The organism is Acinetobacter sp. 8I-beige, assembly GCF_902505955.1.
In the GTDB taxonomy this organism is placed as follows: domain Bacteria; phylum Pseudomonadota; class Gammaproteobacteria; order Pseudomonadales; family Moraxellaceae; genus Acinetobacter; species Acinetobacter johnsonii.
On record NZ_LR732792.1, the window covers coordinates 598,104 to 612,343 of the forward strand.

The following is a 14,240-nucleotide window of genomic DNA, read 5'->3' on the forward strand; positions in this document are numbered from 1 at the left end:
TCCTAATTATCCTTGAGGGTCTGGAAATAAGGGACGATTCCCCGGACTGATTCGATTGATATGTAAGAAGGTCATGTGACGTTCATAACGATCCAGCACATCATTAATCACTTGCTCTTTGGTATAACCAACAAGGTCGTTGCCTTGAGAACCTTCATACAAATAAGTTTCAAGACGGTAGTAGAAGCGTTTACCTAGTTTGCCACGCTCACTAAAGGTCGGTGCGATATAACGTACTGGCCAAATTTGATAGACAAAGTTTTGTTCTTCTTCCAAATGAATCATCAAATCTAAATGATATAGATTTGAGTCTTCTTCTAGCGCACTCTCTTGAACACTGATGTCGATACCACGTTTTTGCATTTCCTCTGCAACGGCCATTACCGCAGGTCGGCAGATGTCATCGAGCATACGCCGAGTATCAGTTGTTCCTGGATGGTGCATGACTCGGGACAAACGCTTTTTCCAGTTGAGGATGTCGACATTGCCCACCACGGGTGCGGCATTTAAGCTGCTACTGGCTTGGCGATAGTCTTCTAACCGCAGTGATTTATACAAACCTGCCATCACTAAGAACATCACAAAACTAAACGGCAACCCCATAATAATCGTGGCATTTTGTAGTGCCGTAATCCCGTTAGCCATCAACATTGCAAGGGTCAATAAACCAATCGCTACGGCCCAGAACACGCTCAACCATCGCGGTGCATCATGATCAACATTGGTAAATTGAGTGGTGAAATTACCCAACACCAGTGCACCAGAGTCCGCCGAGGTCACATAAAAAAGTAAGCCAGTAATTGTGGCTACACCTGCAATAAATGGAAACCATGGATACTGAGCCAGCAAGTCATAAAAACCATGCGCAGGATTTGCAATGACACTCTGTGCAAGGGCTAAATTACCATCAAAAATCACACTATGTAGTGCACTATTTCCAAATATTGATAACCACGTGAGTGTGAAAAACAGAGGAATAATAAGGGTCCCACTAACAAACTCACGAATGGTTCGACCTCGTGAAATCCGTGCTAAAAACAAACCTACAAATGGTGACCAAGCCACCCACCATGCCCAAAAGAACAATGTCCAACTGTTCATCCATTCTTTCGGTTGTTGAAAGGCAAAACTTTCCAAAGTCATACTTGGAAAACGGTTAATGTAGTCCCCAATATTTTGCACAAAAGCATTCAATAGAAATTCGGTATTGCCCAAAAACAAAATAAACAGCATCAACCCAACAGAGACATAAATATTGATCTCGGAAAGAACACGCAGCCCCTTATTCACCCCTGAAGTCACCGAGATAATGGTCATTGCCACCGCAACCACAATTAATGCGGTTTGCATCCAGAGGTTTTCGGGTAAATCGAACAACACATGTAAGCCGTAGTTCAGCTGTACCACCCCAATTCCGCAGGTCGTAGCAATACCAAAGATAGTCCCGATAACTGCTGCGGTATCAACACTATGACCAATCGGCCCATGAATCTTATTCCCAAAGATCGGATATAAAGCAGAGCGAATGGTCAGTGGTAGATTATAGCGATAACTAAAATATCCCAATGCCATGCCAATCAAGGCATACATACACCACCCAGTTAGACCATAGTGAAACAGGGTCCACACCATGCCTTGACGTGCAGCCTCTAGGGTCTGCCCCTCACCCACGGGTGGATGCATATAGTGGGATAAAGGTTCCGCTACCGAGAAAAACATCAAATCGATGCCGATCCCAGCTGAGAACAGCATTGCAGACCAACTTAAAAGACTAAATTCAGGCTTGGAATGTTTGGGGCCTAATTTGATGTTGCCATAGCGAGAACAGGCAATAAAAATGACAAAGACCATATACAAGGTCGCTGCGAGTAAGTAATACCAACTAAAAGTTGAACTTACCCACGCCAAAACCATATTTAAGGTTCGGTTAGCAAAGTCATTAAACAAAATGGTGGTAAGAGAAAAAATTAAAATAATGAGAGCTGAAATATAAAAGACCACACCATTTAAACGGTCTTTAGGCGCTAATGTTTGATCATCAACTGCTCTTGGATTATCTGTTGCCATACAATCCTCAAGAAAGTAAATAAAAAAAGACAAAAGCCAATTTTTAAACTTCTCGTGGTCGAGAGCTTAAAAATCGACTAACGAAATCGACAGTATTTTTATCAGAAATAAAAACGCTATCTTCTTTAAACCTGAAGGTCTAAATCATTTATACGGTGCATTTGCTACACAGTTTTGAAATGTGAGCCACCCTTGTTCATCGATATTTTGATAGAAATCTTACACATATCTCCCTTCAACATGACTATAAGAGCTTTCTCAGCTCAAAAAAAGTATAAAACCGTAAGCCCATAGCTCATCAGCTCACTTTTCTGAAAGATGTCCTGAGATTAAACCCTTATGGCACATCCATTTGATAAATAAAAAGTTATGTCGAATACTCAAAGCAATTTAGCAGTATTTTGTTTCGAATTTAACCATAAGTGTACTTTTTATTGATTGAACGTTCAATCAATAAAAAGTATCATAAAAAAATGCTATGATGCTTTCCATGTAAGTTATTGAATCTAACGCCTTTAAATTTAAGGCAAATTGTTCTGGATTGTCATGAATAAACGTAGAGTAAAACCTGAGCATGAGCGCCGTGAAGAAATCATTAATGCTGCCTATGCAGTCATTTATGAAGTGGGCTTATCCAACACTACTATTGCTCAAATTGCGAAAAAAGCACAGCTTTCTACGGGCATTGTGAGTCATTATTTTGGCGATAAACAAGGCCTCATTCACAGTTGCATGCGCCAAATGCTCAATGTCTTAGCCAAGACTACGGCGAGCTATAAAGCAAAGGTGACGCAGCCCAGTCCAGAACATTCGCTCAAAGCGATTATTGATGCCAACTTTGACATCAGTCAGGTCAACAACACTGCTATGCGGGTTTGGCTGGATTTTTGGTCTGCCAGTATGCACCTACCCGACTTAGGTCGACTGCAACGAATTAATGACCAACGTCTTTATTCAAATTTGAAGTTTCATTTCTTGCAGCTCATGCCAAAGGCCCAAGCAAGCCAAGCCGCTAAAGGGCTAGCAGCACTGATTGATGGATTATGGTTACGTGGAAGTTTAAGTGGTCATCAAGCATTTGATCGTGTTTTGGCACGTTCTATTGCATACGACTATGTCGATATGCAACTTCGCTTAATTCAACAGATACGGCAGGAACAACAAAATGAATAATGTACAGCTTCACTCGCTTTATATTCACGGACAATATTTCAATGCCACCAGTGGTCAAAGCTTTGACAGTATCAATCCTGCTACAGGTCAGGTCATTGCCACTATTCAGCAAGCCTCTAAAGCTGATGTCGATTCAGCTGTGCAAAGTGCTGTACAAGGGCAACGTAAATGGGCTGCCATGACGGCAGTCGAACGTGCCCGTATTTTACGTCGTGCCGTCGATATTTTACGCGCTCGTAATGACGAATTAGCTCGCCTAGAAACACTCGATACAGGGAAAGCGTTCAGTGAGACCTCTACCGTCGATATTGTCACTGGTGCAGACGTTTTAGAGTACTACGCAGGACTTGCAACTGCCATTCAAGGTGAACAAGTGCCGCTACGTGAAAGTAGTTTTTTCTACACGCGCCGTGAACCTTTAGGTGTGGTGACAGGCATTGGTGCTTGGAATTATCCAATTCAAATAGCACTTTGGAAATCAGCTCCGGCCCTTGCTGCTGGGAATGCCATGATTTTTAAACCCAGCGAAGTGACCCCTCTTACCGCCTTAAAGTTGGCAGAGATCTATACTGAAGCAGGCGTACCTGCTGGTGTTTTCAACGTGGTACAAGGTTTTGGTGCTGAAGTGGGTCAATGGTTGACTGAACACCCAGATATCCAAAAAATTTCGTTCACAGGTGGTGTGGCAACGGGTAAAAAGGTCATGGCCAGTGCTGCGGCTTCTAGTCTCAAAGAAGTCACCATGGAGCTCGGTGGCAAATCACCTCTCATTATTTGTGCCGATGCCAACCTTGATCGCGCAGCCGATATTGCGGTAATGGCGAACTTCTTTAGCTCAGGTCAAGTATGTACCAATGGCACCCGTGTGTTTATACCACAAACCCTCAAGGCTGCATTTGAACAGGCTGTGATTGCACGTGTAAAACGTATCCGCATAGGTGACCCGATGCAGGCTGAAACCAACTTTGGACCTTTAGTCAGCTTTCCGCATATGGAAAAAGTCTTGTCTTATATTGAGTCAGGCAAGAAACAAGGTGCAACCTTATTGATTGGTGGACAACGTGCCACCGAAGCAGCGCTTGCTCAGGGCGCATATGTATTACCGACCGTGTTCACCGACTGTCACGACGACATGCACATTGTACAAGATGAAATCTTTGGTCCGGTCATGAGCATTTTAAGCTATGACAATATTGAAGAAGCTATTCAACGTGCCAACAACACCAGTTATGGTTTAGCTGCGGGTGTGGTCACACAAGATATTTCCCAAGCACATCGAATTATTCATCAACTTGAGGCAGGGATTTGCTGGATCAATACATGGGGCGAATCCCCTGCTGAAATGCCTGTAGGTGGTTATAAACAGTCAGGGGTCGGACGTGAAAATGGCATCACCACACTTGAACACTATACCCGCATCAAATCGGTTCAAGTCGAACTGGATGAATACCAAAGTATTTTTTAAAGTCTGAATTTTAACTATCTAAACCCTTACTCCATTTTTATTTATTCTTTTTTTCATCCTCAACTCAACATGTGGCCACGTTCTCATGCAACGTGGTCCTGCCATAGAAAAAGGATCATTATGCATTCTCAGCACTACGATTATATTATTATTGGCGCAGGTTCAGCAGGTAATGTACTGGCTGCTCGCTTAACTGAAGACCCTGATGTTTCAGTGCTCTTACTTGAAGCGGGTGGACCTGATTATCGCCTCGACTTTCGCACTCAAATGCCTGCAGCTTTGGCTTATCCCTTACAAGGGCGTCGTTATAACTGGGCATATTTAACCGACCCAGAACCCCATATGAACAACCGTCGTATGGAATGTGGTCGCGGCAAAGGCTTAGGCGGTTCGTCCCTCATTAATGGTATGTGCTATGTCCGTGGAAATGCCATGGATTTAGAACAATGGGCCAGCCTTAAAGGTCTTGAAAATTGGAGCTATGCGGACTGTCTGCCTTATTACAAAAAAGCTGAAACCCGTGATATTGGTGGCAATGATTATCATGGCGATGCTGGCCCTGTTTCTGTTGCCACGCCTAAAGCAAACAATAATGTTTTATTCCACGCCATGGTTGAAGCGGGTGTGCAAGCAGGCTATCCACGCACCGATGACTTAAATGGTTATCAACAAGAAGGTTTCGGCCCAATGGATCGAACCGTGACCCCCAAAGGTCGACGCTCAAGCACAGCACGTGGCTATTTAGATATGGCCAAAGGTCGAGCGAATCTAACCATTATTACCCATGCCATGACCAATCAAATTTTGTTCAATGGCAAACAAGCGATTGGTGTTGAATATATTCAAGGTGCTAATCAAAACAACTTGCTTCAGGTCTATGCCGATAAGGAAGTTCTACTTTGTGCAGGGGCGATTGCATCACCGCAAATTTTGCAACGTTCGGGTGTTGGTTCAAGTACTTTACTTCAGTCTCTCGACATTCCAGTCGTGCATGACTTACCGGGTGTCGGTGAAAACCTGCAAGACCATTTAGAAATGTACTTACAATATAAGTGTAAGCAACCTGTTTCTCTCTACCCTGCTTTAAAATGGCAAAATCAACCTGCAATTGGTGCAGAGTGGTTGTTTAACGGAACAGGGATTGGAGCAAGCAACCAGTTTGAAGCAGGCGGCTTTATTCGATCATCTAAAGAGTTTGCTTGGCCAAATATTCAATACCACTTCTTGCCTGTTGCAATTAACTATAATGGCAGCAATGCCGTCAAAGAGCATGGCTTCCAAGCCCATGTCGGTTCGATGCGCTCGCCTTCACGCGGTCGAGTACATGTGACATCCAAGAATCCTTTCGACCATCCAAGTATTTTATTTAACTACATGTCGACAGAACAAGACTGGCAAGAATTTCGTGATGCCATCCGTATTACTCGTGAAATTATGCACCAACCTGCGCTTGATCCTTACCGTGGCGAAGAAATTAGCCCTGGAAAAGATGTGAGTAGCGATGCTGAATTAGACGAATTTGTGCGTAATCACGCTGAAACGGCTTATCATCCATCCTGTAGTTGTAAAATGGGTGAAGATGATATGGCGGTAGTCGATGGACAAGGTCGTGTGCATGGCCTGCAAAGTTTACGTGTGGTGGATGCATCGATTATGCCGCTGATTATCACAGGTAACTTAAATGCAACCACCATTATGATGGCTGAAAAAATCGCGGATCAAATCCGTGGCCGCACAGCCCTACCTCGTTCTCATGCACCTTTTTATCAAGCTGAAACTGAATAAGTTTTAATAGCTCAGCACCTGACTTTAATTAGCTTTAAAATAATAAAGTCAGGTGATTATTCATTTTTTCTTAAACAACAATGCTGAGTTTTGTATAAACAGTGCTATTTCTATTAGCATCCAATTTATACATTTTAGCTTTTAAAAAATTGAATGCTTGTATATATATTCAACATCAATATCTTAAATATCAAATCTTAACAAAAATAAACACCAATAAAAACAATGATTAATATCACACATCACTCATATTTATAGTTTAACCCAACCCATTTACAATAAAAATTACTAAGTCAATACATATTTAGTCTAAAATATTCATAAATCAGAACTGTGTGATAGGCTCAAAACTTATATTTTTTGTGCGCTTTTCAGCTTTTAAGTATTACTTCAACTATACCAAGCTGATCATTTATAAGCAGCTCTATCATTCTTCTTATTTTTATTCTATTCGCTATAAAGCGATCCAAAACCTGCTCCCCAAGGTAATAATCGCATGAACAAATTTTTAAAATACCTTTTGGTATTGATCGTACTGCTTATTATTGCAGTCGTAATTTTCTTATTTAGACCCATCACGTCTAAAAAAATTCAAACCACCAGCAATGAGCCTGTTGTTGACGCAGTCTTAGTTGGCGGTGGAATCATGAGTGCAACTTTAGGCACATATCTAAGCGAGCTTGAGCCAAACTGGCAAATTCGCATGTATGAACGCCTAGACAATGTTGCGCAAGAAAGCTCAAACGGCTTCAACAATGCCGGCACAGGCCACTCTGGCTTTATGGAAATGAACTATACCTCTGAAAAAGATGGAAAAATGGACATTTCTAAAGCGGTGAACGTTGCGGAACAATTTGAAGTTGCAAAACAGTTCTGGTCTTATCAGGTGAAAGAAGGCGTTTTGGGTCAACCAAATAGCTTTATCAATCCTGTGCCGCACATTGCCTTCGTTTGGGGCGATAACGTGAATTTCCTAGAAAAACGTTATGCTGCAATGGTTAAAAACCCGATGTTCTATGGCATGAAATTCTCTGAGAATCCTGCTGAAATTAAACAATGGGCGCCTTTAGTGATGAATGGCCGTGATGCTGCACAGAAAGTAGCTGCAACACGCATGGATGTCGGTTCGGATGTGAACTATGGTTCGATCACCACTCAATTGGTCGATCACCTTAAAAAACAATCTAACTTCAAACTACAAACATCGACTGAAGTGACTGGCATTAGCCAAAACGATGATAAAACGTGGACGGTTGCATTTAAAAACCTCACTACAGGTAAAACAGATCACGTGAAAACGCGCTTTGTCTTTATTGGTGCAGGTGGTGCAGCGGTTAAGCTTTTACAAATGACAGGCTTACCAGAAGCGAAGCAATATGCTGGCTTCCCTGTAGGTGGCGTGTTCTTAATGACCGACAACCCAAAAGTCACTGAAGGTCATACTGCAAAAGTTTATGGTCGTGCTGAGTTAGGCGCACCTCCAATGTCTGTTCCACATATTGATACACGTTATATCGACGGTAAAAAATATGTGTTATTTGGCCCATTTGCAACTTATTCAAACAAGTTCTTAAAACAAGGTTCTCAGCTTGATTTATTGAAATCAACCACGAAGAACAACGTTTTACCAATGACTGCTGTGGGTATGGAAAATCTTGATTTGGTGAAATACTTGGTGAGCCAAGTAATGATGACCGATGCCGACCGTTTTAATGAATTGAAAAAATACTACCCTGATGCAAAACCAGAAGACTGGCGCATGAATCAAGGTGGTCAACGTGTTCAAATCATTAAGAAAGAACCAGGCAAACCTGCAAGCTTACAATTTGGTACCGAGATTTTTGCATCACAAGACGGTGCTGTGACTGCCCTATTAGGTGCTTCACCAGGTGCTTCAACTTCTCCTTATATTATGTTGAGCTTGCTTGAAAAAGCATTCCCACAACAAGTAGAAGGTAAATGGAATCCGAAATTACATGAAATTGTAAAATCGTACCAACAAGAGCTCAGCACTAATCCTGTTCTTCTTGACCAAGTTCGCCAGTACACCAGCACAACCCTAGGTTTGAAATACACACCTATGGCTAAGGCTGCAAATGACGAAACTGTTGCGGTAGCAAAAGCACAGTAATCTGCTTTAAACCCTAAAAAGGATGGACTTTGCACCATCCTTTTTTTAATTCATATTTGAAACTATTCTGTTTATGTCGCTTTTCCATTCCGACGCTTTTTTGGCTTTTCGTTCACGTGATTTTTCACTTCTGAGTGTCAATCAGTTGTGCTTAATTCTAGCCATCATGATTCAAGAAGTCGTCATTGCCTATAGCGTCTACCAACTCACTCAGAACCCACTCAGCCTTGGCATGATTGCATTAATTGAGTTACTTCCCTTTATTTGCCTCTCCCTGATTAGTGGCGACTGGGCTGACCGCTATAACCGACAAAAAATTGTGCAGTGGAGTTTTAGCTGTAGCACTCTAATTCCATTATTATTTATTGTTCTTTTTTCTCAGTATCAACAACAGCACATTCAACAAAATACTCTTTTATGCGGCATTTATAGCCTCATCTTTTGCTTAGGCATACTTAGAGGCATTTACAGCCCATCTTTTAATTCATTACGCCCTTTTCTAACCCCCGAGTCAGCCTATAGCAATGCAGCCACATGGACTGCGCTCATTTGGCAAATGGGCGGTATTTTAGCGCCTTTATGCGCAGGACTTTTACTCGGCCAAATTGGGCTTGAAAAAACCCTCTTTATTGTTTTTCTGTTATGTTGCATGGGTAGCATCTGCTTATTCGGATTAAGTCCTCGTCAATTCCCTAGCCCACATAAACAGCATTTAAGCAAAAGTTTGAAAGAAGCCTATTTGTTTATTTTTAAACATCCACTGATGTTTTGGAGTATATTGTTGGATCTCAGCGCCATGCTTTTTTGTAGTGTCATTATCTTACTACCTATTTTTGCACACGATATCCTGCATCTCGGCGTTGAAGGCCTAGGTATACTCAGAGCAGCACCAGCCATTGGCGCCTGTATCATGATGTTGATGTTGACCTGTTATTCTCCAATGCAAAATGCATGGAGAAACATGCTCTATAGTAGTTTTGCAATTGCTTTATGCACTTTAGCCTTTGCATTATCCTCCTATGCTTGGCTCTCAGTCTTCTTCCTTGTTTTGATCGGTGCCTTTGATAGTATCAGCATGATCATTCGACAAACTTTATTACAGCAACTCCCTCCAAAAGCACTATTAGGACGTGTAGCCGCTTTAAATGGCATCTTAGTGACTTCAGGCAATCAACTCGGTGCCCTACACACAAGCCTAATGACGCGCTATTTTTCGGTAGTGCCAGCAGTACTTATTGGCGGGACGCTGTGTTTAATGATCTGTGGTCTAAGTTCTACTCGTACGCGACATTTACTCAAGCCATCTCCAACACAACAAAAACATGCCACCGTCACAAGAATCGAATAGCATGTTAAGCTTCAAATCTTCTTTTAATATGATGTGAGTTTTCAATAGCGCAAATTATGAAACAGATTCTGCCCTTTTCACACACTCTCTATGTCAAACTCTATTCTTTCGTACTATCCGTGTTGTTGGCTTATTGCCTATTCAATGCAATCTATAGTGTGATTATTGGTGGAAAAAGCACATACCTTTTCAGTGGTCTAATTTTAATTTTTCAAACAATTACTGTTTTTAAAGCATCTGTAAATAAAAAGATCTATAACTATATGGGATTGATTGGCCTCATTTTAATTCTGATTTATCTCAATGATTGGAGGTTTCTTTCTCAGCCTGAAAGTATTGCCATTCTTCCCTCTGTCATACTCACCCTACTTAGCTTAGGCTATTTACCGCAGCAACATTTGCGTTTAAATCGATTGAAGGCGGTTTTAATTTTTGGCCTTTTTATACTGGCTTATACGCAACACCATGACTTGAACACTCTGCAAAACTATTATGATAGCCTGCATACAGGCGAAACATGGCAACAATATGGTGCTTTATAAAGATCAAAAAAACGTTAGCGTTTTCTTCTTATTTTAAACACAAAAAAGCCAGCAATATCGCTGGCTTGATTCTTTTAGACTTTAGCGATGAGTATGGATTGACATCACAATGCCCATGCTCGCTAGCATGGTAATCACCGCGGTTCCACCATAACTCATCAGTGGCAATGGGTCACCTGTTACAGGTAAAATCCCACTGACCATCCCCGAGTTTAACAACACAAAGAAGAAGAACGTTAAGCCCACAGCACCCGCGTATAAACGCCCAAAATTATGGAAGCTGTTCATACCAATAATCAAACAACGAATGATAATGGCTGCAAACAAACTAAACAGCAAGAACACACCAATAAAGCCAAACTCTTCCGCATACGTCGACATAATGAAGTCGGTATGGTGCTCAGGCAAATACCCCAAATGTGACTGTGTGCCTTCCGTAAAGCCCTTCCCCATTAAACCACCTGAACCAATGGCAATTTTGGATTGGATAATATTCCAACCCGCGCCTAATGCATCTGACTCTGGATCAAATAAAGTGAGCACTCGCTTTTTTTGATATTCTTGCAAAAAGAACATCCAAAGTAAGGGAGCCACAACAGCCAATGCACCACAGGCCAAAGCAATGAGCCGCCAAGAGATACCGCTGAGGAAAATGACGCACACACCAGGAATCAAGAGACCTAGGTTTAAGTCAGGCTGTAAAGCCGCCAATAAAAATGGCAACATCATGATGCCCAACGAGATCACAATATGCATAAACTTCGGCGGGAATGCGCGACCTGCAAAGTACCACGCCATCATCAAAGGCATGGCAAACTTCATAAACTCAGAAGGCTGCATACTACCAATACCAGGTAGACTAATCCAACGCCTGGCTCCCATGCGGGTTTCGCCCACCACCAAGACCAGTACCATTAAAATTACAGCAAAGATGAAAAAATAAGGACTAATGGCCTGATAGACTTTGGGTGGGATTTGCGCACAGATAATCATCACAATGAAACCCACAGCAAAGCTTGTGGCTTGGCGAAACACCATGCCCATATCTTGCGCTGAAGCACTATAAATGACCAACAACCCCAACACGGCATTTAAAATCAGAAAGCATAAAAGCCATGGATCTAAATGTAATTTAGCCCAGCGAGATGAGTCATGTTTAATGCTTCTACCGTCACGTAAAGACTGACGTAAAAAACGATACTGCTGTGATGGTATCATTTGCGTAAATTGAATGAGCTAAAGACAGGGCAAATTATAAGTTCAAAGTGTTTTAGATAACATCATTCAAACCCATATTTCTGTAGTTTTAGCTCAATAAATCCAAATAATTTTTTATTGTGCCGCCAAAATCAGGCGCGCAAGCTCAAGGTCATCTGGATAGGTAATTTTAATATTATCGGAGCGCCCTTGTACGACTTGAACCTTCTCACCAACAAACTCTAAAGCACTGGCTTCATCTGTAATTAAGGCTTGTGCCTCTAGTGCATGTTCAATTGAGTTTTTCAGCACCCCCAGTTTAGCAATCTGCGGAGTTTGTGCCTGCCAAAGCTGTGAGCGATCAACGGTTTCTTGAATATCTTGCGCTGAGGCTACACGCTTTAACGTATCTCTAACAGGAATAGCTAAAATCGCTCCGGTATTGGACTGAATAGCACTATCAACCAGTCTCACTAAACAATCCTGCGTGACACATGGACGTGCTGCATCATGCACAAAGACCCAGTCGTCAGCATCAGCGATTGTGGAAAGATAGTTGAGCGCACTGAGCACTGAGTCTACACGCTCAGCACCACCTTTACAAAAATGTGCTTTTTCCATGTTGGTAAAAGGCAAACTTTGAGCGACATCATCATCTGAACCAATCGCCAAAACATAGCCCTGCAAGGGCAATTGATTAAGGCGTAAAACCGTATGTTCAAGTACGGTCTTTTGTCCAATCATTTGATATTGTTTTAGTTCAGTTTTAGAAAAGCGACTACCCGAGCCAGCAGCAGGAATAATAGCCCACAATTTATGGGGTAGCTGGAGGGGTTTCAGGCTCATCGTCTTCATTGGTTCTCAAATCAATTTGGGCGTTAGGATTAATATAAACAGGCTTATATTGAGTACTAATGGTACTCATTTGAATAAACGTTTCTCGGGGTTTGATTAAACCCAAATCTAGACGCGCATGCTCTTCAATGGCTTCAATACCATTTTTCAAATCATACACTTCTGCCGCCAAGACACGATTACGTTCTTTTAAGTCGTTATTAATTTCAGTTTGTTGTTGGATTTTTTGTGTGAGTTGTAAATGGTCTTGATAACCACCCTCACCAAACCAGTATAAATACTGAAACCCTGCGATCAAAATGATCGCAAGGCCTAGTAGTACTTTACTCATCAACGAGTCGAATACATTGAACATTGACATCAGTCGCTTAGTTTAAACCTTTAAACTCAGCTTTACCGCGGTAAGCAGCATTTGTCAATTCTTCAATACGAAGCAATTGGTTGTATTTCGCAACACGGTCAGAACGGCACAGTGAACCTGTCTTGATTTGACCAGCAGCAGTACCCACCGCAAGATCTGCAATCGTAGAATCTTCAGTTTCGCCAGAACGGTGTGAAATCACTGTAGAGTAACCATTTTCTTTCGCAAGATAGATTGCATCTAGAGTTTCAGTCAACGTACCAATTTGGTTGTATTTGATTAAGATAGAGTTACCTACTTTCTCATTAATACCACGTTGTAAAATCTTAGGGTTTGTAACGAACAAGTCATCACCCACCAATTGGATTTTATCACCAAGGATAGACGTCAAATAAGACCAGCCTTCCCAATCTGATTCATCTAAACCATCTTCAATTGAGATAATTGGATATTGGTTGACAAGGCCCGCTAAATAGTCAGAGAACTGGTTGCTTGTGAATGCTTTATTGCCTTCACCAGCAAGGATGTACTGACCATTTTTGTAAAATTCTGAAGATGCACAGTCAAGCGCAAGCATAATGTCAGAACCTGCTTTGTAACCAGTTTGACCAATCGCTTCAAGAATAACAGTGATCGCTTCTTCGTTTGAACGTAAGTTCGGTGCAAAACCACCTTCATCACCCACAGCAGTGTTTAAACCTTTTTTGTTTAAAACTGATTTTAGAGAATGGAAGATTTCAGCACCTGCACGCAATGCTTCAGAGAATGAAGTGAAGCCTACTGGCTCAATCATGAACTCTTGAATATCAACATTGTTGTCTGCATGCGAACCACCATTGATGATGTTCATCATTGGTACAGGCATAGTCAAAATGGTTTGACCACGTAAGTCTGCGATGTATTGGAAAAGAGGAATTTTCTTTTCATCAGCAGCAGCACGTGCAGCAGCTAGTGATACCGCTAAAGTTGCATTCGCACCCAATTTTTCTTTGTTTTCAGTACCATCAAGTTCGATCATCGTGTTATCGATGTCTTTTTGTTCAAATACTGATTTGCCCACTAAAGCATCACGGATAATCGTGTTTACGTTGTTAACCGCAGTTTTAACACCTTTACCCAAATAGCGTGCTTTGTCGCCATCACGAAGTTCTAAAGCTTCACGAGAACCAGTTGAAGCACCAGATGGTGCACATGCACGGCCAACTACGCCAGATGCTAAGATTACGTCTGCTTCGATGGTTGGGTTACCACGAGAGTCCAAAATTTCACGTGCACGAATGTCAACGATTTGGCTCATGAACAATTCCTCAGTTGAT

At 41.8% G+C, this 14,240-nt stretch carries 11 protein-coding genes; 6 read left to right on the forward strand and 5 right to left on the reverse strand.

The window, feature by feature from the left end; all coding sequences use genetic code 11:
• Positions 1-6: 6 nt before the first annotated feature.
• On the reverse strand, positions 7-2,067 hold the full coding sequence (locus GVX98_RS13240; protein ID WP_159128349.1) for a choline transporter: 2,061 nt from the start codon (positions 2,065-2,067) through the stop codon (positions 7-9).
• Positions 2,068-2,613: 546 nt separating this feature from the next.
• Between GVX98_RS13240 and betI the strand changes: the two genes are divergently transcribed.
• From betI to GVX98_RS13270, 6 genes are all read left to right on the forward strand, one after another.
• Positions 2,614-3,240: a transcriptional regulator BetI gene (gene betI, locus GVX98_RS13245; RefSeq protein ID WP_004696646.1), complete on the forward strand. Its 627-nt coding sequence runs from the start codon at positions 2,614-2,616 to the stop codon at positions 3,238-3,240.
• Positions 3,233-4,705, forward strand: coding sequence for a betaine-aldehyde dehydrogenase (gene betB / locus GVX98_RS13250; RefSeq protein WP_159128350.1), 1,473 nt, complete (start codon positions 3,233-3,235; stop codon positions 4,703-4,705). The genes betI and betB overlap by 8 nt, the downstream gene beginning before the upstream one ends.
• A 120-nt stretch (positions 4,706-4,825) precedes the next feature.
• Positions 4,826-6,490 (forward strand): choline dehydrogenase, encoded by a 1,665-nt coding sequence (gene betA / locus GVX98_RS13255; RefSeq protein ID WP_159128351.1) that lies wholly within the window; start codon positions 4,826-4,828, stop codon positions 6,488-6,490.
• Between the two features lie 496 nt (positions 6,491-6,986).
• On the forward strand, positions 6,987-8,621 hold the full coding sequence (gene mqo / locus GVX98_RS13260) for a malate dehydrogenase (quinone) (protein ID WP_159128352.1): 1,635 nt from the start codon (positions 6,987-6,989) through the stop codon (positions 8,619-8,621).
• Positions 8,622-8,694: 73 nt separating this feature from the next.
• Positions 8,695-9,969, forward strand: coding sequence for an MFS transporter (locus tag GVX98_RS13265; RefSeq protein ID WP_159128353.1), 1,275 nt, complete (start codon positions 8,695-8,697; stop codon positions 9,967-9,969).
• Positions 9,970-10,025: 56 nt separating this feature from the next.
• Positions 10,026-10,511, forward strand: a complete 486-nt coding sequence (locus GVX98_RS13270; RefSeq protein WP_159128354.1) for a hypothetical protein — start codon at positions 10,026-10,028, stop codon at positions 10,509-10,511.
• 81 nt (positions 10,512-10,592) lie between these two features.
• Here the strand turns inward: GVX98_RS13270 and rodA are convergent, their stop codons facing one another.
• From rodA to eno, 4 genes are all read right to left on the reverse strand, one after another.
• A complete protein-coding gene (rodA, locus tag GVX98_RS13275; RefSeq protein WP_004696637.1) occupies positions 10,593-11,729 on the reverse strand; it encodes a rod shape-determining protein RodA in 1,137 nt (378 codons plus the stop codon).
• A 114-nt stretch (positions 11,730-11,843) separates the two neighbouring features.
• Positions 11,844-12,563: a 2-C-methyl-D-erythritol 4-phosphate cytidylyltransferase gene (ispD, locus tag GVX98_RS13280; RefSeq protein WP_159128355.1), complete on the reverse strand. Its 720-nt coding sequence runs from the start codon at positions 12,561-12,563 to the stop codon at positions 11,844-11,846.
• The gene (locus tag GVX98_RS13285; protein ID WP_004696633.1) at positions 12,523-12,918 is read right to left on the reverse strand and encodes a septum formation initiator family protein; all 396 of its coding nucleotides are present in this window, start codon (positions 12,916-12,918) and stop codon (positions 12,523-12,525) included. Before GVX98_RS13285 ends, ispD begins: the two co-directional genes overlap by 41 nt.
• A gap of 13 nt (positions 12,919-12,931) precedes the next feature.
• Positions 12,932-14,221 (reverse strand): phosphopyruvate hydratase, encoded by a 1,290-nt coding sequence (gene eno / locus GVX98_RS13290; RefSeq protein ID WP_004696631.1) that lies wholly within the window; start codon positions 14,219-14,221, stop codon positions 12,932-12,934.
• Positions 14,222-14,240 lie beyond the last annotated feature (19 nt).

What these genes read in the sequence shown, in the direction of transcription:
- GVX98_RS13240 (WP_159128349.1), bottom strand. Translation starts at nt 2,067, where the DNA reads ATGGCAACAGATAATCCAAGAGCAGTTGATGATCAAACATTAGCGCCT.
- mqo (WP_159128352.1), top strand. Translation starts at nt 6,987, where the DNA reads ATGAACAAATTTTTAAAATACCTTTTGGTATTGATCGTACTGCTTATT.
- GVX98_RS13285 (WP_004696633.1), bottom strand. Translation starts at nt 12,918, where the DNA reads ATGTTCAATGTATTCGACTCGTTGATGAGTAAAGTACTACTAGGCCTT.
- rodA (WP_004696637.1), bottom strand. Translation starts at nt 11,729, where the DNA reads ATGATACCATCACAGCAGTATCGTTTTTTACGTCAGTCTTTACGTGAC.
- betB (WP_159128350.1), top strand. Translation starts at nt 3,233, where the DNA reads ATGAATAATGTACAGCTTCACTCGCTTTATATTCACGGACAATATTTC.
- GVX98_RS13270 (WP_159128354.1), top strand. Translation starts at nt 10,026, where the DNA reads ATGAAACAGATTCTGCCCTTTTCACACACTCTCTATGTCAAACTCTAT.
- GVX98_RS13265 (WP_159128353.1), top strand. Translation starts at nt 8,695, where the DNA reads ATGTCGCTTTTCCATTCCGACGCTTTTTTGGCTTTTCGTTCACGTGAT.
- betA (WP_159128351.1), top strand. Translation starts at nt 4,826, where the DNA reads ATGCATTCTCAGCACTACGATTATATTATTATTGGCGCAGGTTCAGCA.
- eno (WP_004696631.1), bottom strand. Translation starts at nt 14,221, where the DNA reads ATGAGCCAAATCGTTGACATTCGTGCACGTGAAATTTTGGACTCTCGT.
- betI (WP_004696646.1), top strand. Translation starts at nt 2,614, where the DNA reads ATGAATAAACGTAGAGTAAAACCTGAGCATGAGCGCCGTGAAGAAATC.
- ispD (WP_159128355.1), bottom strand. Translation starts at nt 12,563, where the DNA reads ATGAAGACGATGAGCCTGAAACCCCTCCAGCTACCCCATAAATTGTGG.